14 protein-coding genes, 1 tRNA gene and 1 pseudogene are annotated in these 17,004 nt (G+C 72.0%); 4 read left to right on the top strand and 12 right to left on the bottom strand.

Annotation, left to right across the window (positions count from 1 at the left end; all coding sequences use genetic code 11):
• Positions 1 to 19 precede the first annotated feature (19 nt).
• Entirely contained in the window at positions 20 to 841 is an 822-nt protein-coding gene (locus ABZW11_RS19120; RefSeq protein ID WP_355418730.1) for a fused MFS/spermidine synthase, read from the bottom strand.
• A gap of 50 nt (positions 842 to 891) precedes the next feature.
• Here ABZW11_RS19120 and ABZW11_RS19115 point away from each other — a divergent pair, with 50 nt between their 5' ends.
• From ABZW11_RS19115 to ABZW11_RS19105, 3 genes are all read left to right on the top strand, one after another.
• Entirely contained in the window at positions 892 to 2,424 is a 1,533-nt protein-coding gene (locus ABZW11_RS19115) for a penicillin-binding transpeptidase domain-containing protein (RefSeq protein ID WP_355418728.1), read from the top strand.
• A 234-nt stretch (positions 2,425 to 2,658) separates the two neighbouring features.
• A complete protein-coding gene (locus ABZW11_RS19110; protein WP_355418726.1) occupies positions 2,659 to 3,306 on the top strand; it encodes a hemolysin III family protein in 648 nt (215 codons plus the stop codon).
• A 93-nt stretch (positions 3,307 to 3,399) separates the two neighbouring features.
• Positions 3,400 to 4,620, top strand: coding sequence for an NAD(P)/FAD-dependent oxidoreductase (locus tag ABZW11_RS19105; protein WP_355418724.1), 1,221 nt, complete (start codon positions 3,400 to 3,402; stop codon positions 4,618 to 4,620).
• Between the two features lie 6 nt (positions 4,621 to 4,626).
• On the opposite strand, the gene lat is transcribed toward ABZW11_RS19105, so the two are convergent.
• The 11 genes and pseudogenes from lat to ABZW11_RS19050 all read right to left on the bottom strand — a co-directional run bounded on the left by lat (position 4,627) and on the right by ABZW11_RS19050 (position 15,546).
• Complete coding sequence (gene lat, locus ABZW11_RS19100) at positions 4,627 to 5,907, bottom strand: L-lysine 6-transaminase (protein ID WP_355418722.1); 1,281 nt, start codon at positions 5,905 to 5,907, stop codon at positions 4,627 to 4,629.
• 58 nt (positions 5,908 to 5,965) lie between these two features.
• Positions 5,966 to 6,508 (bottom strand): HdeD family acid-resistance protein, encoded by a 543-nt coding sequence (locus ABZW11_RS19095; RefSeq protein ID WP_355418720.1) that lies wholly within the window; start codon positions 6,506 to 6,508, stop codon positions 5,966 to 5,968.
• 171 nt (positions 6,509 to 6,679) lie between these two features.
• Positions 6,680 to 6,904, bottom strand: a complete 225-nt coding sequence (locus ABZW11_RS19090; protein ID WP_347699805.1) for a helix-turn-helix transcriptional regulator — start codon at positions 6,902 to 6,904, stop codon at positions 6,680 to 6,682.
• A 211-nt stretch (positions 6,905 to 7,115) separates the two neighbouring features.
• Positions 7,116 to 7,191: transfer RNA gene (locus ABZW11_RS19085), tRNA-His, on the bottom strand.
• Positions 7,192 to 7,259: 68 nt separating this feature from the next.
• Positions 7,260 to 7,853, bottom strand: coding sequence for an oligoribonuclease (gene orn / locus ABZW11_RS19080; protein ID WP_355418718.1), 594 nt, complete (start codon positions 7,851 to 7,853; stop codon positions 7,260 to 7,262).
• 69 nt (positions 7,854 to 7,922) lie between these two features.
• On the bottom strand, positions 7,923 to 8,855 hold the full coding sequence (locus ABZW11_RS19075) for a hypothetical protein (protein ID WP_355418863.1): 933 nt from the start codon (positions 8,853 to 8,855) through the stop codon (positions 7,923 to 7,925).
• Between the two features lie 147 nt (positions 8,856 to 9,002).
• Positions 9,003 to 9,107, bottom strand: a pseudogene (locus ABZW11_RS19070) (DUF2510 domain-containing protein); the annotation flags it as partial.
• A 46-nt stretch (positions 9,108 to 9,153) separates the two neighbouring features.
• Positions 9,154 to 10,515 (bottom strand): hypothetical protein, encoded by a 1,362-nt coding sequence (locus ABZW11_RS19065; RefSeq protein ID WP_355418716.1) that lies wholly within the window; start codon positions 10,513 to 10,515, stop codon positions 9,154 to 9,156.
• Between the two features lie 138 nt (positions 10,516 to 10,653).
• Positions 10,654 to 12,222: a serine/threonine-protein kinase gene (locus tag ABZW11_RS19060; RefSeq protein WP_355418714.1), complete on the bottom strand. Its 1,569-nt coding sequence runs from the start codon at positions 12,220 to 12,222 to the stop codon at positions 10,654 to 10,656.
• 182 nt (positions 12,223 to 12,404) lie between these two features.
• Positions 12,405 to 14,822 carry a serine/threonine-protein kinase gene (locus ABZW11_RS19055; protein WP_355418712.1) on the bottom strand — a complete coding sequence of 806 codons (2,418 nt, stop codon included), beginning with the start codon at positions 14,820 to 14,822 and terminating at the stop codon, positions 12,405 to 12,407.
• An 85-nt stretch (positions 14,823 to 14,907) separates the two neighbouring features.
• Entirely contained in the window at positions 14,908 to 15,546 is a 639-nt protein-coding gene (locus ABZW11_RS19050; RefSeq protein ID WP_355418710.1) for a pyridoxamine 5'-phosphate oxidase family protein, read from the bottom strand.
• Between the two features lie 71 nt (positions 15,547 to 15,617).
• On the opposite strand from ABZW11_RS19050, the gene ABZW11_RS19045 reads away from it, so the two are divergent.
• Positions 15,618 to 17,003, top strand: coding sequence for a PLP-dependent aminotransferase family protein (locus ABZW11_RS19045; protein WP_355418708.1), 1,386 nt, complete (start codon positions 15,618 to 15,620; stop codon positions 17,001 to 17,003).
• Position 17,004 lies beyond the last annotated feature (1 nt).

Genomic DNA, 17,004 nt, shown 5'->3' with positions numbered 1-17,004 from the left:
GAGGGCGCGAAACCGGTTTTCAGCCGAAGACGGCGGGCGGCGGCACCGGAGCCAGCACGGCGTCACCGTCGTTGATGGCGGCGGCGCCGGCGATGAGGTTCGTCAGCGCCTCGCCGTGCACGCAGCGCGCCTGCGTCAGCCCGCCGGCCGCGCGCCGGGTGAGCAGGTCGGTCGGCAGCTCGGTCCGCGAGGCCGCCACGATGAGGTTCCCGAACCGCCGCCCCCGCATGACGCCGGGCTCGGCCAGCAGCGCGACGTGCCGGAACGTGGCGGTCACGGTGGCGAGCAGCCGCTTGGCGAACGCGAGCCCCTTGCCGTCGGCCAGGTTGATCAGCAGCGTGCCCCCGGGCCGCAGCACGCGCGCGATGTCGCCCATGTACTCGGCGGTGGCCAGCTCGACCGGCATCGTCGCCCCGCTGAACGCGTCGAGGACCACCAGGTCGGCGGTGGTGTCCCAGACCTTGCCGGTGCCCTCGCGCCCGCCCGCGACGATGACCTTCAGCTTGGGCACCGAGCGCAGGTCGAGCTGCTCGCGCACGAGGTTGACCAGCAGCCCGTCGGGCTCGATCACGATGTGGCGGGAGCCGGGCCGGGTGGCGGAGAGATAGCGGGGGATCGTGCAGGCGCCGCCGCCGACGTGGACGCAGCTCAGCGGCCCTTCCGGCAAAAGGTCGATCACATCCGCCATGAGTCGTACATACTCGAATTCCAGAAATGTCGGGTCTTGTAGATCAACATACGACTGCGGTACGCCATCCTTGGACAGCACCCAGCCGTCCTGCCGGTCGAGGTCTCGGAGCAGCTCGATCTCTCCGAACGTCACCGGATAACGGCCGGGCATAGGTTCCCGCTGTCCACGTGCCACGTCTCATCGCCTCCTGGGAGCACCGTATGCGACGTCGAAGGCTGATTGTGCTCGTTATCGCCGTTGTCGCGGTAGTTGGGGCCGGTGCTTTCGCCGTCATCGCATCGAACAGGGTCAAAGGCAGCGCTGCTCGGACGGCCGCCGCGTACTTCGCCGCCTGGGGCAAAGGGGACCTGCTGGCCATGGCGCGGCTGGTCCACCAGCCTCCCGGCGACTTCTCCGTCCGGCATCGGGAGCTGAGCGAGGACCTGCACGTCGAGTCGCTCCAGCTCGCCCCCGGCGCGCTGCGGGGCACGGGGGAGGAGAGCGCCGAGGTGCCGTTCTCGGGGGTGCGGGTGCTGGCGGAGCTGGGGGAGTGGCCGTTCGACGGGGTCCTACGCCTGGCCGTACGCGACCGCGCGTGGAAGGTCTTATGGACCCCCGAGACGCTGCACCCGCTGCTCAAGGACGGCGGCACGCTGGAGCTGACCGAGATCGACGCCTCCCCGGCCGAGCTGGTCACCAGCGAGGGCGACAAGATCCCGGTCGACAGCTACGCGGAGGCGTACCTCGAACCGCTCAGACCCGAGTTCGAGCAGGCCAACCACGGCTGGGCGCTGGTCGCCAAGGCGCCGGGACGCCCCGACCGGAGACTGCTCACCCGCAAACCCGAGGCCGAGGTCGAGCGCACCACGCTGTCCCGCCCGGTGCAGGCGGCGGCCGCGCGGGCGCTGGACGGCGTGGACGACTCCACGATCATCGTCATCCGGCCGAGCACCGGCGAGATCCTGGCGCTGGCCGACCGGCTGGAGGACAGCTACAGCGCCGTGCGCGACGTCTTCCCGCCCGGCTCGGTGTTCAAGACGATCACCGCGGCGGCCCTGCTCAAGAGCGGCCTCGACCCGCAGGCCCAGGTCGGCTGCCCCGGGACGTACCAGATCCCGTTCCACCGCCTCTACAGCAACGACGGCGAGGTGGACCGCGGCGTCGTCACCTTCACCGAGGCGTTCGCGCACTCCTGCAACACCACGTTCGTCGAGCAGACGACGACCAGGCTGACCAGCGCGGACCTGCGCGCCGCCGCCGAGGAGTGGGGGTTCGGCCGGCCCATCGCGACCGGGATCGGCGGCAGCTGCGGCGCGGTGCCGGAGACCGACGACCCCGACATGCTCGCCGCCGACGCCATCGGGCAGGGCGAGGTCGTCACCACGCCGCTGTGCATGGCCGCGCTGGCCGCCGCCGTCGAGAGCGGCACCTGGCGCTCGCCGCGGCTGCTGTCGAAGGAGCAGGTACGCCGCATCGACGGCGTCCCGCACGGCGACGTGGTGATGGACTCCCGGCTGGTTTCCGCGCTGCGCGACATGATGGCCGCCGTGGTCGACCACGGGACGGCCGGCGGCGCGGGACTGCCCGCCGACGTCTCGGGCAAGACGGGCACCGCCGAGGTGCCGGACGGCACGGCGCACGCCTGGTTCATCGGCTTCCGCGACGATCTGGCCTTCTGCGTCTTCGTCCGGCACGGCGGCTCGGGCCGCTCCGCCGCCGTCCCGATCGCCGCCCGCTTCTTCAGCGGCTTGTAGGGCGCTCCCCGGCGGGGGCTTGTGAGGCGCTCCTCAACAGCCTCCCGCTCTGGCCCGCCGCTCCCAGCGGTCTCCCGCACCTGGCCCGCCGCTCTCCGCGGTTTCCCGCTCTGGCCTGCCGCTTCCAGCGGTCTCCCCCACCTGGCCCGCCGCTCCCAGCGGCTCAAGCGTTTCACCCTTTTTCTCCGGGTCCCGATACCTTTCCAGCTAGTAACCTACGGTACCGTAGGTTTCATGACGACCATCACCGCCAAGCCCAGGCTGCGAGGCTGGTTGCACACTGGAGCGCTGCCCGTGACGCTGGTCGCCGGGTTCGTGCTCGTGGCGCTCGGCCCCACCCTGCAGGCCCGGCTGGCCTCCGCCATCTACGCGATCACCTCGGCGTTGTTGTTCGGCATCTCCGCCACCTACCACCGCAGCACCCTCGGCCCCCGCCTCGCGGAGTTCCTGCGCCGGGTCGACCACGCGAACATCTACCTGATCATCGCCGGCACCTACACCCCGTTCGCCCTGCTGGCACTCGACGGCACCCCACGGGTGGCGGTGCTGTCGGTGATCTGGGGCGGCGCCCTGGCCGGCGTGCTGTTCCGGGTGTTCTGGATGAACGCGCCCCGCTGGCTCTACACCGTCCTCTACCTGGCGCTCGGCTGGACCGCCGTCTTCGTGATGCCCCAGCTCCTGGAGGGCGCGGGCGTGGCCGCCGTCGTGCTGGTGGCGGTCGGCGGCGTCTTCTACTCGGCGGGCGCCGTCGTGTACGGCCTGCGCCGCCCCGACCCCGCACCTCGCTGGTTCGGCTTCCACGAGGTCTTCCACGCGTTCACGGTGGCGGCCTACCTCGTGCAGTACATCGCGGTGTCGATCGTGGTCTACTCCCACGTCTGACGCACCGACCTGCGACTTGTCCGGCCCCTGGTTTAAGAGAAGCTGGCGCGCCCATAGGCATCCATGACGCTTCTCAGGGGGAAGGACCTTGTCATGGGCAAGAGAGCACGGGTCGTCGTCGTGGGCGCGGGTTTCGCCGGGCTGGCCGCGACACGCGAGCTGGCCAGGAGCGGCGCACTGGTGACGCTCGTCGACCGCAACCCGTACGCGACCTTCCAGCCGCTGCTCTACCAGGTCGCGACGGCCGGCATGAGCACCTCCGACGTGTCCTACCCGACCCGCACGTACGCCGCCCGCTGGCCGAACGTGCGGGCCAGGCGGGGCTCGCTGAGCAAGATCCTGGCCGACGACCGGCGGGTGGAGTTCGAGGACGGCACCTCGCTCGACTACGACTACCTGGTGCTGGCCACCGGCGTCACCACCAACTGGCTCAACGTGCCCGGCGCCCACGAGAACGCGCTGCCGATCTACTCGCTCGGCGACGCCGCCGTGCTGCGCCGCCGCCTCCAGCACCACCTGGAGGACACCGCGGCGGGCCGGCGCGAGAGCATGCACGTCGTGGTGGTGGGCGCGGGCGCGACCGGCGTCGAGATGGCCGGCACGCTGGCCGAACTGCGCCGCAACACGATCCCGCTGACGCATCCCGAGCTGCGCGACGACCAGACCAGTGTGACGCTGGTCGAGCGGTTCGATTACGTGCTGGCGCCGTACAAGGCGCGGCTGCGCGACGCCGCCGCGGAGGCGCTGCGCAGGCGCGGGGTGCGCCTGCGGCTCGGCGCCACCGTGGCCTCGGTCGAGCCCGACGCGGTCGTGCTGGCCGACGGCACCCGCCTGCCCAGCGACGTCACCGTGTGGGCGCTCGGCGTCACCGCGCCGCCCGAGGTGGGCTCGTGGGGGCTGCCGCAGGGCAAGGGCGGGCGGGTCACGCTCACCGACGCGCTCAACGTGCCGGACCATCCGGAGATCTTCGTGGCCGGCGACCTGGCCGCGCCGCCCGACGTGCTGCCCCAGCTCGCCCAGCCGGCGATCCAGATGGGCAAACACGTGGGCAAGCAGATCGCGGCGGCCTGGCGGGGCCGCCCGCTGCAGCCGTTCTCCTACCGCGACCCTGGCATCATGGCGACCGTGGGCAAGGCGGAGGCGGTGCTGCAGCTGGCCAACGGGCTGACCATGCGCGGCCTGCCGGCGTGGCTGGTGTGGATCTTCGTGCACGTGGCGTACCTGCTGGGCGGCCGCAACCGCGCGGGCGTGCTGCTCAACTTCTTCTGGCGGTACGCCGGCCCGCACCGTAGCAGGGCCAGCGTCACGCAGTAGAACCGGCTAGAGGGCCGCCGACAGGGCGGCGCACAGAGCGGCCAGGCCGTGGTCCACGTCGGCCTCGGGGATGCTGAGCGCCGGGCGCAGGCGTACGGACCTGGGCCCGCACGGCAGCACCAGCACGCCGTGCTCCTCCCTCAGCCGGGTGATCAGGGCGTCGCGGGCGCCCGTGTCGGGCAGGTCGAAGGCGCACATGAGGCCGCGGCCCCGTACGTTCGAGACGGTCTCGGGGTGCTCGGCCTCCAGCTTCGTCAGGCGTTCGAGCAGCGTGGCGCCGAGGGTACCGGCGCGCTCGATGAGGCCGTCGCGCTCGATGATCTCCAGCAGGCCGCGGCTGCGGACCATGTCCACCAGCCCGCCGCCCCACGTCGAGTTGATGCGGCCGCTCTGCTGGAAGACGTTGTCGGGCACCTCGTCCACCCTGCGGCCCGCCATGATGCCGCCGACCTGCACCTTCTTGGCGAAGGCGACGACGTCGGGCTCGAGGCCGAGCTGCTGGTAGGCCCACGGCGTGCCGGTGGTGCCGCCGCCGGTCTGCACCTCGTCCAGGATGAACAGCGCGTCGTGGCGGTGGCACAGCTCCTGCATGGCGCGCAGGAACTCGGGCCGCATGTGGTTGTCGCCGCCCTCGCCCTGGATGGGCTCGGCGATGAAGCAGGCGATGTCGTACGGGTAGCGCTCGAACGCCTCCCGCGCCTGCGCCAGCGCCCGCTCCTCGGCCGCCTCGACGTCGCCGAAGTGGATGGCGGGCACGTCGATGCGCGGCCAGTCGAACGTGGGGAAGCGGTCGGTCTTGCCCGGCTCGGTGTTGGTCAGGCTCAGCGTGTAGCCGCTGCGGCCGTGGAAGGCCTTGGTCAGGTGCATGACCTTGGTGCCGAGGTCGCGCGAGCGTCCGGCGGCCTCGTTGCGCCGGCTCTTCCAGTCGAAGGCGGTCTTGAGCGCGTTCTCCACGGCGAGGGCGCCGCCCTCGACGAAGAACAGGTGGGGCAGGTCGGGGTCGCCGAGCACGCGGCTGAAGGTGTCGACGAAGTCGGCGAGGTGCTCGGTGTAGATGTCGGGGTTGGCCGGTTTGTTCCGCGCGACCTGGCCGAGGAGCTGCGCGAAGTCGGGGTCGAACGGGGGGTTCACGCCCAAGGGGGCCGAGGCGAAAAACGTGTAGAAGTCCAGATATCGACGACCGTCGCGGGCGTCGACCAGCCAGGATCCCCGGCTGAGCTCCAGGTCGAGCACGAGACGGTAGCCGTCGACGAGCAGGTGGCGGGCAAGGCGGGCGTGTACGTCCATGGCGCCTCCACAGCGATTCTGACATTCCTCTTGAGGAACGCCGTCACGTATACAAAATTTACGGTACGGGAGCGCCAGAAGTGAAGTTCTTCACGCGGAAAGCCAGAGCGATCATCGCGATGCCGTACAGGACGGCGAAGATCCCGATCAGCCACGCCAGGCTGAGCAGCCCCGCGCCGGGCCAGGCGAGCAGCAGCACACCGAAGATCACCGACAGCGCGCCGCCGAGGATGAGCAGCCATTCGTTGTCGATCTGCTTGCGCAGCTGGATGCCGGCGATGATCTCGGAGACGCCGGAGACGATCGCCCAGACGGCGACGACGAAGAGCAGCGCGATCGAGGTGATGCCGGGCCAGGCCAGCGCGACGAGGCCGGCCACGATGCCGATGATCCCCGACAAGATCAGCCAGCCCCGCGACTGCGCCCCGTGGCGGAACCCGGCGAACAGCGCGAAGATCCCGCTGACGAGGGCGTACGCGCCGAAGAAGATGACCAGGGCGAGCAGGGTGAGCCCTGGCCAGATGAGCGCGAGGATGCCGAAGATGATCGCCGCGATGCCGCGAATCAGCAGCAACCACCACGACCGCGTGATATCTCCCATGTCTGGTCTGCTTTCCGCGACGTGCTCGCAAACAGACCAGTGCGGAGTCAAAAGTCAGTGACCCACCGGCCGCGGGACGCGCGTGGGCGCGGGGCGTGCGGCCCGGCACGCCACTGACGAGGCGGGAGCGACGCGGCCCGGGGGTGGCCGCGTCGTCTCAGGCGCCCGGTGTCATTCCTGGCGTGACAGCCACAGCCCGATGGCCGTCACCCGGGAGTCGACGCCGAGCTTGGCGTAGATGCGGTTGACGTGGTTCTTGACCGTCTTCTCGCTCAGGAACAGCCGCTGGGCGATCTGCCCGTTGGACTGACCCGTCGCGATCAGGTCCATGACTTCGGCCTCGCGTTTGCTCAGGGACGTGAACACGCTTTCGAACGCTGCGTCGTCGACTCTCATCCGGCCTCCGAGGGCGCGCGCGGACGGTGATCGCCGATGGCCCCCGTGCTCCCGGCGTTGGCAGTAGACAGCGAGCATAACCCGCATTGTCATGTTTTGGGGGTGTTGCCCGGGAAAAACGCGGACGTCGACCGGAACAACGAAAAGGGCGAGGCCCGAACCCGCGACCGAGACGATCTCTCAGGTCACAAGGTGCGGAACCTCGCCCACATGGGGTGAGTGAAGGGACTTGAACCCTCGACATCCAGGACCACAACCTGGCGCTCTGCCAACTGAGCTACACCCACCATGGCCGCCCGCGGAGAAGCGGCACAGGAAAAGTGTAGCGGGGTTCGGGAGTCTTTACGCCACTCCTTCAGCCCGTGACACGCTCGGCGAGTGCTCGGGCGGTCGCCGAATCGGGCCCCGGCTGACCCACGAAGATGGCCGCGCGGTAGTAGCGCAGCTCCCTGATGCTCTCCGTGATGTCCGCCAGAGCACGGTGTCCGCCCTGCTTTTCCGGCGCCGCGAAGTAGACCCGGGGATACCAGCGGCGCACCAGCTCCTTGATGGAGGAGACGTCGATCATCCGGTAATGCAAATAGCCATCGACCCCGGGCATGTCGCGGGCGATGAACGTGCGGTCGGTGCCGATCGAGTTGCCGCACAGCGGCGCCTTCTTCGCCTCGGGCACATGGCGGCGGATGTAGTCGAGCACCAGCGACTCCGCCTCCGACAACGTCACGCCGCCCGCCAGCTCGGGCAGCAGCCCGGAGGCCGTGTGCATCTCGCGTACGACCTCGGACATCTGCTCAAGCGACTCCGGCGGCGGCTTGATGACCACGTCGACGCCCTCGTCCAGTTGGTTGAGCTCGCTGTCGGTGATGACGCACGCCACCTCGACGAGCGCGTCGCGGCTCAGGTCGAGCCCGGTCATCTCGCAGTCGATCCAGACCAGCAAGTCACTCATTCGATCTCCTCGCCCAGCGGCTCGGAGCAATCCGCCCGCTTGTTACATCCACCAGCCTAGTGCCACCCGTCAGGCGGGCTTGAGCGAGTCGAGAACCTCGCCGACCACGCCGGTGCCGAGGTTGTCGGGGACGGAGACGTACACGATGGCCGGGCTCTGGCCCGCACCCCGATCCATCAGCACGACCGCGCCGTTCTCCTTCTTCCACTTGTAGCCGTTGTCCTCGGCGACCTTCGTGAAGTCGAGCTGAAACTCCAGCACCCACGCGTCCTTGTCGCCGATCTTCATGGCCTTGTCGGCGACCACCTTGCTCTCGTGGGCCGGCCCGTAGTACTGGGTCGTGAAGTGCACGAAGACGGCCTTGGCGGTGTCGCTCATGCCGGAGACGCCGTTGTAGGGATAGAGCTCGTTGAGCACGCCCGTGTAGACGTTGCCCACCCAGTCGGACTGGCCCCGGTAGTTCTCCTGCGCGATCTTCTGCACCGCCGCGGAGAACTGCTGCTCCACCGGGCTGCCGTTGTTGACCGCCTCCCACCGCGGCACCGTCCAGCCGTCGGGCACCTCGAACGAGACGCCGGCGCGGGCGTCGGTGATGCGGTCGCCGGACGGCTGCGGGAACTGAGCGCCCTGGCTGGGCAGTGGCTCCTGCGACGGGGGCCCCTGCGACGGGGGCTCCTGCGACGGCGGGCGCTCAGGCTCGAACGTGGGCGTCGGAGCGGCGCTCGGCGTGGTGTCGCGGTTGACGAAGAAGATGCCCGCGACCACGATCAGCGCCAGCACCACCAGCGCCGCCAGCCCGCCGAAGATCCACGGCAGCGGGTTGCTCTGCTTGGGCGGCGGCCCGTAGCCGGGGCCGGGCAGCGGGGTGCCGCCCCAGTGCGCGCCCGACGGCGGTTGCTGCTGCGCCGGCGCGCCGTAGGCGGCCTGCCCGTACGTCGGCTGGCCGAACTGCAACGTGGGGTTGGCCGGTGTCGTCGCCCATCCCAGCCCTGTCTGGGGCACTGTCTGGGGCACTGTCTGGGGCCCTGTCTGGGGCCCTGTCTGGGGCCCTGTCTGTGGTCCTGTCTGTGGTCCTGTTCGGGGCCCGGTCTGGGGCCCGGCCTGTGCTCGGGGCGACTGGGGACCGGAGGGCTGCTGGGCCGGACCCGGCTCCTGGGCGTGTGTGGCGTCCGTCCATTGGGTGCCGTCCCACCAGCGGAGCTGCGGCTCTCCATAGGGGTCCGGGTACCAGCCCGCGGGGGTCTGCGTGGTCATGGTCGCCAGATTAGTCAGGTTCGCCGGGCCACGCACAGGGCGGTGATCAGCACTTGTACGTGAAGCTCGCCTTGTCGCTGCGCACCGGGCCAGGGGTGAGGATGCGCAGCGTGGCCGTGGCCTTGACGTTGCTCTTGCCCTGCAACGTCCACCGCAGCGGCACCTTGTACGACGTCTTGTCGGACTCGGTACGCAACGTCCCCTTCACCACCTCATCGTCCAGGTTCTTGCGCCACTCGTACGTGATCTCGCCCGGCGCCCCGTTGGTGACCACGGTCGCCGTGACCAGGACCGCGCTGTCGCAGCCCTGCGTCTTCTTCGGCGCCACCACGTTCACCGACTTGACGGCGAGGTCGGCCGCGTTGCCCAGTCGCAGCCAGGCCAGCACGGCCCCGGACATGATGACCGCGAAGAGCACCCCGGCCAGGATCGTGCGCCGCCGCCTGGCCCGCGCGGCCCTGCCCTGGCGTTCCGTGCGCTGCAGGGTGGCCGCCTCGTCGCGGCCCTCCCGCCAGATCCGCTCGACCGGCGTCTCCGGCCGTTGCGGCTGGGTGCCGGTCTCCGCGCCCACCCCGGGGCCGAAGTGGACAGGCTGCACCGATCCTGCCGGAACGTGCAGGAGGGTGACGATGTCGCCCTCGTCCTGGGGGACGGGCACCGGCGCTCGGGCGTACGACGGGGCCTGCGCGAACGCCGACCGCCCGCGTGCCGCCCGCGCCAGGCCGTCCCTGCTGATCCGCCCGCCCGGCAGCCTGCCCCGCTCGTTGACCAGCAGGTCCCTGGCCGGGCCCAGCCCCAGGGTGGTCGCGGCGGTCGCGGCCCGCTCGAACAGGTCGGCCGGCGCGCCGTGACCGAGCGAGGCCGCGAGCCCGCGCGCGAGCGACGCCCAGCCGGCCGCGTCCCGCTCGGGCGGTGAGACGCGGGCGCGGATGGCGTCCGACAGCCCGCGCTCGGACAACAGCGACACGCCCTCGGCCGTCACCACCACCGTGCCGGGGTGCACGGAGCCGTGCGTCACCCCGGACGCGTGCAGCGCCCGCAACGTCTGCGCGGTCTCGACCAGCAGCGAGGCGGCCCCGTTCGGGTCCACAGGTCCGGCGGCCAGCAGGTCGGCCAGCGTGGGGCTGACCGCCTGCGCGGTGAGCAGCCACACCTGATCGCCGGCCGCCACCACGTCGGCCACCGGGATGAGCCCGCCCATCCCGGACATCACCAGCCGCTGATCCGTCATGACGGCCTGCACCACGCGGTCACGCACGCCCGGCAGGCCGATGATCTTGGGATCGAACAGCAGCGCGCCCGCCCGCCGGCCGTCGGGCGAGATGGCGTCGATCCAGTTGCCGAGTTCGGTCATCCACGTGTGCTCGGTGAGCCGGAACCCGGCGATACCGTTTCCAGGGTTGTTCATCGCCGTTCGTGCCCCCAGGCGCCCATCAACGCTTGTTTCGGCTTGGTCCCGTCCTGCGGCCCTTCACCGCAAGTGTGACCGGTGGCGCGCCCCTCGTCACGAGGGCGAGCCCGAGCAGCTTCTCTCCGTGCCCGCCTTTCAGCGGGGGACGTCGTCCGTCGGCGTCTGCGCGCGCGGCGACTCAGGGGACGTCCCGCCGGTCTGCGTCGGCCGGTCGGTGGGCCGGTCGGTGGGCCGGTCGGGGTCGCGGGTCGGCGGGTTGATCGTCGGGGCGGGCCTCGACGTCCGCGTGGGCGTGCTCTCCGGCGTGACGCCCCTGGGATCGTCGATGTCGCCGGTCATCCGCGGCTCGTCGGGCTCTTCCGGCTCGTCGGTCGGCGTGCTCGTCGGCGTGGGCTTCGGAGCGGGCGTCCTGACCGGGCGGCGGGTCGGCCGCGTCCGGGTCGGGGTCGCCTTCGGCGTCCTGGTGGGCCGCACCACCGGCGGCGCCTGGGTCCGCGTCACCGTCGGGACGGTCGCCGGCGTCTCCTCCGCGAACGTGGGCGGCGCCTCCTCGGGCTCCTCCGGCTCGCTCGGCTCCTCCTCGGGCTCCGTCTCCACCGGCTCCGGCGTGCCCGGCTCGGCCGCGGTCGGCGTGACCTCCGTGGTCTGCGCCTGCAGCACGGTCTCGTCCGACCTGTTCCCGACCGCGAACACCACGGCGCCCACGATCACGCCCACGCCGACCACGGCGACCGCGATCTTGGCGGGCAGCTTGCTGAGCAGGCCCTTCGGCTCGGGGAAACGCGTCTCGGCGAGCGAGGTGTCGGCCTGCGCCGGCTCGTCGGCCGGCGCCGTCGGGAAGAGCGGCACCAGCGCGCCGGCCAGGGCGGCCAGGCGGCGGCGGCCCCGCTCCTCCCAGTCGGGTCCGTACGCGGCCGCCGCGATCTCCTCAAGCTCGGCCAGGAACGCCTGCGCCGACGCGGGACGGTCGTCCGCCCGCTTGGCCAGGCCGCGCTCGACCAGCCCGCGCAGCGGCTCGGGCACGTCGCCCACGGGCGGGGCGGCGCTCTGGTGCTGGCGGGCCAGGGCCGCGACGTTCTGGGCGCGGAAGGGCCGGTTGCCGGTCAGGCACTCGAAGAAGACGACGGTGGCGGCGTACACGTCGGTCGCGGGGCTCGCCGGGGTGCCCGCCCACTGCTCGGGCGCCATGTACGGCGGCGTCCCCGCCGCGCTCGCCCCCTCGCCGACTCTGACCGCGATGCCGAAGTCCACGAGCTTGCTGGTGCCGTCGCGCTGCACCATGACGTTCTCGGGCTTGAAGTCGCGGTGCACGATGCCGATCGTGTGCGCCGACGACAGGCCGCGCAGCGAGCCCTTGAGCACGGTCAGCGCCGCCTCGGGCCCCGTCGGCCCCTCGGCCCTGATCAGCTCGCGCAGCGAGGCGCCGTCGATCAGCTCCATGACGATCGCCGCGCCGTGACCGGACTCGACGTAGTCGATCAGCCTGGCGTGGTACGCGCTCTGCACCGTGGCCAGCAGCCGCGCCTCATGCCGGAACCTGGCGACGAACGAGACGTCCGACCTCAGCTCGTCGCTGAGGTACTTGATGGCCACCTCGACGCCGTCGTAATCGCGCCTGGCGAGGACCACCCGGCCGGCGGCGCCCGAGCCCAGCTCGCGCACCTCCGTGTACCCGGGGACCCCCCATGGCCCATCACCGTGCATAACGGTCTCCTCTGGAGTCTGTTGGGCCCCCACCCTCATCAAACGGACCGTAGCTTAACCAGAAGCGAGCACTATCCCGCTACCTAAATCCAGACATGCGGAGAAATATCACTTGATCATGCCTTGACCGCCGGATCGCGCGCGGCGGGCGGCGGCGCTCACGCAGCCGCCCGCGACCGCGTTCACCTGGGACGGGCCTCCTCCGAGGGGGTCCGCTCGGCCGGCGGCTGCTCCTTGGACGGGCTGTCCTGCGGTACGGGGGAGGACTGCGGCTCTGGCTCCTCCTCCCTGGGGCAGGGCGGTGTGCTGCCGCTACGGGTGGCCGCGCCGCCCGCCGCCGCCGGAGCGGTGACGGCCGTGATCGACCAGCGCGTGCCGCAGGGCAGCTTGACCGGGTGACTGAAGGACCGGCTGTAGGAGGTCGCGCCCGACAGCGTGACCGTCTGCGCGCCGCCGCCCTCACCGGCCGCGAACCTGACCGTCAGCCGTACCGGCCGGGTGTTCGCGGTGGTCACCCTGACCTGCGCGCGCAGGCCGCCGTCCGCGCCCGCCGCCACGATGGCCACGCGGCGCACCTGCGGGGGACAGGGCACCGCGATCCGGGCGGTGTCGGTCCTGCCGCCCGCGCTCACCTGGACCGACAGCGTGGACCCGCAGGGACGGGAGCGCAGGGCGAGGGCGAACGACTCGGCGTAGGACGTGCGTCCCGACAACCGCGCGCTCCGCGTTCCCATCGGCTCCCCGTCCACCGCGAACCCGGCCTGCACCGGGATCACGCCCGTGCCGCTCGCCGTGACCCTGACCCGGGCCGTGGCGGTGCGCGCGGGCGCGGCGGGGAGGTTGAGCGCGACGTTCAGCGCGGTCACCCGGGTCGGGCAGGGCGGCACGGACACCGTCGCCGTCGCGGGACCTCCGGGAGCGGCGGGCGAGGTGGTGACGGCCAGGGAGACCCTCTCACCGCACGGGCGCTCGCCCATCGACCAGGTCAGCGGGCGGGTGTAGGTGCGCGCGCCGCTGAGCCTGACACGCTGGGTCCGCCCGTCCTCGCCGGCGGCCGTCCAGGCGGCGGTGGCGGTGACGCGGCCCTCGCCGCTCGTGCGGAGGGAGAGCGTGCTGCGGGCGACGCCGTCCGAGCCGACCGTGATCCGGCCGAGTGACACGGCCTGCACGGAGGTGACGGGCTCGCCGGTCTCCGTCGGGGTCGGCGTAGGAGTGGGTGTGGGTGTGGGCGTGGGTGTGGGTGTGGGCGTAGGAGTGGGGGTGGGTGTGGGCGTGACGGTGGGCTCGGTCGTCCTGGTGCCGGTGGGGGCGGAGGACGACGGGCGCGTGGGCCGCGCGTCGTCCGGTTCCGGGACGCGGGCGCTCCGCGTGGGCCTGGCCCGTTCCGGCTCGCCGGCCTCCGGCGAGCCCTGTGGCACGACCTGCGGCGTCGCCTCGGGTTCCGGGCTGGTCGGTTCAGGCGTCGGTTCAGGCGTCGGCTCCGGCGTCGGCTCGGTCTCGGCAGGTGTCGCGGGCGGCCCGGTGGCGGGCTCCGTCGCGACCTGACTCGGCGGTACGACCGCCGCCGCCCCCGCCGCCTCCTCGACCGGTGGCTGCCGGTTGATGAGCACGACCACGACCGCCACGGCCGCCGCGGCGGCGATCGCGCCGCCCATCGTCAGCCGCCGCGCGTTCGACCGCATGCCGCGGAAGACGGTCCGCGCCAGCGAGGTCGTCACCTCGGGCGTGGACGCCTGCGGTCTGGGCAGCAGCAGCGCGAGCAGGGCCACGAGCGCGGCCAGCCGCCGCCTGCCGCGCTCCTCCCAGTCCTCCCCGTACGCCGCCCGCGCCGTGGCCTCCAGTTGGGCCACGAACTCCAGGGCGCTGCCCGGCCGCCGCGCCGGGTCCTTGGCCAGCCCGCGCCTGATCAGCTCGCGCACCGGCTCGGGAGCGTCGTGGAAGGGCACGGGGGCGTGGAGGTGCTGGTAGCCGAGGACGCTCGGCTCGGTCGAGCGGTAGGGGCGGTGCCCGGTCAGGCACTCGAAGAAGACGGCGGTGGCGGCGTACACGTCGGTGGCGGGCGAGGCGGGCCCGTTCTCCCACAGCTCGGGCGCCATGTACGGCGGCGTCCCCTCCGCCCTGGTCGCGCTGCCCTGGCGGACCGCGATGCCGAAGTCGACGAGCTTGCTGACGCCGTCGTCGCGGACGATCACGTTCTCCGGCTTGTAGTCCCGGTGCACGAGCCCCAGCGCGTGCGCCTTGGCCAGGCCGAGCAGCGAGCCCTTCAGCACGACCAGTGCCGCCTCCGGCTCGGTGGTGCCGTTCTCGCGTAACAGGGCGCGTAGGGAGACGCCGTTGACGAGTTCCATGACGATGGCGGCGCCGCCGGCGTCCTGGACGTACTCCCACATCGTGGCGATGTGGGGATCGCGCAGCGTGGTGAGCAGCCGCGCCTCGGACTGGAACCTGGCCAGCGCCGCGGGATCGCGCAGCAGGTCGTGGGACAGATATTTGATCGCTACTTCGAGCCCGGTGTCGTCGTGCACGGCCAGCGCGACGCGCCCGCTGGCACCCGCCCCGAGCTGCTTGACCTCTGTATAACCGGGAGCGCTCCACTCCATATGCCTCTCCCATCAGGAGCCGGCCCACCTGATGAGACGTGTGATCAAGGGGTCTGGTTTGCCAGGTGGTTCCGGAATTATGGAACTACTCCCGATGGAGGATGTGAACAGGCGTGGCGATACCTTCTGGGAGCACCGAATCCGGCTCGGGTTCGCCCCACGAGGTGACCAGCGGCAGCACGCCGGCCCACACCGGCAGCGCGTAGTCCTCCTCCTCGTCCTTCGGCCCGCCGCTGCGCATCTTCACCGACGCCTCCTCCAGCGACAGCGCGAGGACGGCGGTCGCGGCCAGCTCCTTGCGCGAGGGGCGGCGGACGTAGTCCCACTGGCCGGGCGCGAGCCGCTCCGACAGGGCGCGCAGGCCCTCCACGCGCTCGTCGGGGTCCGTCACCGGCCTGGCCCGGCCGTAGATGATCGCCGAGCGGTAGTTGACCGAGTGGTGGAAGATCGAGCGGGCCAGCACGATGCCGTCGAGGTGGGTCACCGTGACGCAGACCTCCCCGCCCTCGCCCGCCCGCAGCGAGGTCGCGCCGGTGGAGCCGTGCAGGTAGAGGGTGTCGCCGATGCGGCCGTAGCCGGTGGGCACCACCATCGGGTGGCCGTTCACGATCACGCCGAGGTGACAGATCAGGCCGGTGTCGAGCACCTCGTACAGGTCGTTCCTGTCGGTGCTGCCGCGCTCCTTGGAGCGCCCGAGCGTGGTCCGCGGAGTGGTGGAGAGCATGATTCGACCGTAACCACGAAGTGGACCTACGCTGTAGGGCCACTATCGCCGCCTTCCTAGAGACCACTTGCATGCGTACGCCCGTTGACCTGCCGCTCTCCCTCTCCCGCACGTCGGCCGAGCCGCTGACCGCCCAGCTCGCCGGGCGGCTGCGCCGGGCCATGCTGGACGGCGCGCTGGCGCCCGGTGAGCGGCTGCCGTCCACCCGTGCGCTGGCCGTGCAGCTCGGGGTGAGCAGGACGGTGGTGACGGAGGCGTACCAGCAGCTCTACGCGGAGGGCTGGCTGGACGGCCGGCACGGCTCCGGCACCTTCGTGGCCGACCTCACCCCTGGAGTTCCGCAGGAGGCGGGACCGGTCGAGCGTCCTCACGTGCCGGCCGCGCCGCCGCCTCCGGACGGCGCGATCGACCTCACGCCCGGCAGCCCCTGGGTGCGCGACTACGACCAGGCGGCGTGGAAGCGCGCCTGGCGCAAGGCCGCCGACCTGCCGCCGAGCGCCTCGCCCGACCCGTACGGCCTGCCGCGCCTGCGCGAGCTGCTCGCCGAGCACCTCAGGCGGGCCAGAGGCATGGTCGTCGGCCCGGAGAACGTCCTGGTCACCAGGGGCACCGGCAACGGGCTCGACCTGGTCGCGCGCATCCTCCTGAAGCCCGGGACGAAGGCCGGCGTGGAGGACCCCGGCTACCCGGCGGCTCGGGTGATCTTCGGCTCCAGGGGCGCCGAGGTGGTGCCGTGCCGGGTGGACGAGGACGGCGTGATCGTCGATCGCCTGCCCACGGACCTGCGCCTGCTCTACACCACCCCCGCGCATCAATATCCGCTGGGCGGCCGCCTGCCGATCCCGCGCAGGGAACGGCTGCTCGCCTGGGCGAGGCGCACGGGCGCGACGATCGTCGAGGACGACTACGACGCCGAGTTCCGCTACGACGTGGCCCCGCTGCCCGCACTCTACGGCCTCGACCCGGCCCGCGTCGTGCTGCTCGGCACGCTGTCGAAGACGCTGGCGCCCGACGTCGGAGTGGGCTGGCTGGTCGGCACCCCTGAGCTGCTCGCCGAGGTGGCCGCGCTGCGCGTGGCGGTGGCCGACCGCACCAGCGGCCCCGTCCAGCAGGCGGTGGCGACCCTGATCGAGCGCGGCGACCTCGACCGCCACCTGCGCAGGATGCGCCTGGAGTACGCCCGCCGCCGCGCCGCCGTGGTGGAGCTGCTCGGCCCGTTCTGCCGCCTGCGCGGCGACACGGCGGGCCTGCACGTGCTCGCCGAGCTGCCGCCCGACCTGGTGCCCGTGGTGATCGAGCGGGCGGCGCGGCGCGGGGTGCTGCTCGACTCCACCCTCCGCCACCACCACGCGGAGCCCCGCCTGCACGGCCTGGTCATCGGGTACGGCTCCGCGTCGCTGGCCGACGTGCGGCGCGGCTGCCGGATCATCGCCGGGCTGATCCGCGACGCCGGTTGAG

Origin of the sequence: Nonomuraea sp. NPDC004580, assembly GCF_040609855.1 — a bacterium.
Classification (GTDB): Bacteria; Actinomycetota; Actinomycetes; order Streptosporangiales; family Streptosporangiaceae; genus Nonomuraea; species Nonomuraea salmonea.
Note: the sequence above shows the minus strand (reverse complement) of the source record. Positions and strands in the feature narration are given on the sequence as shown.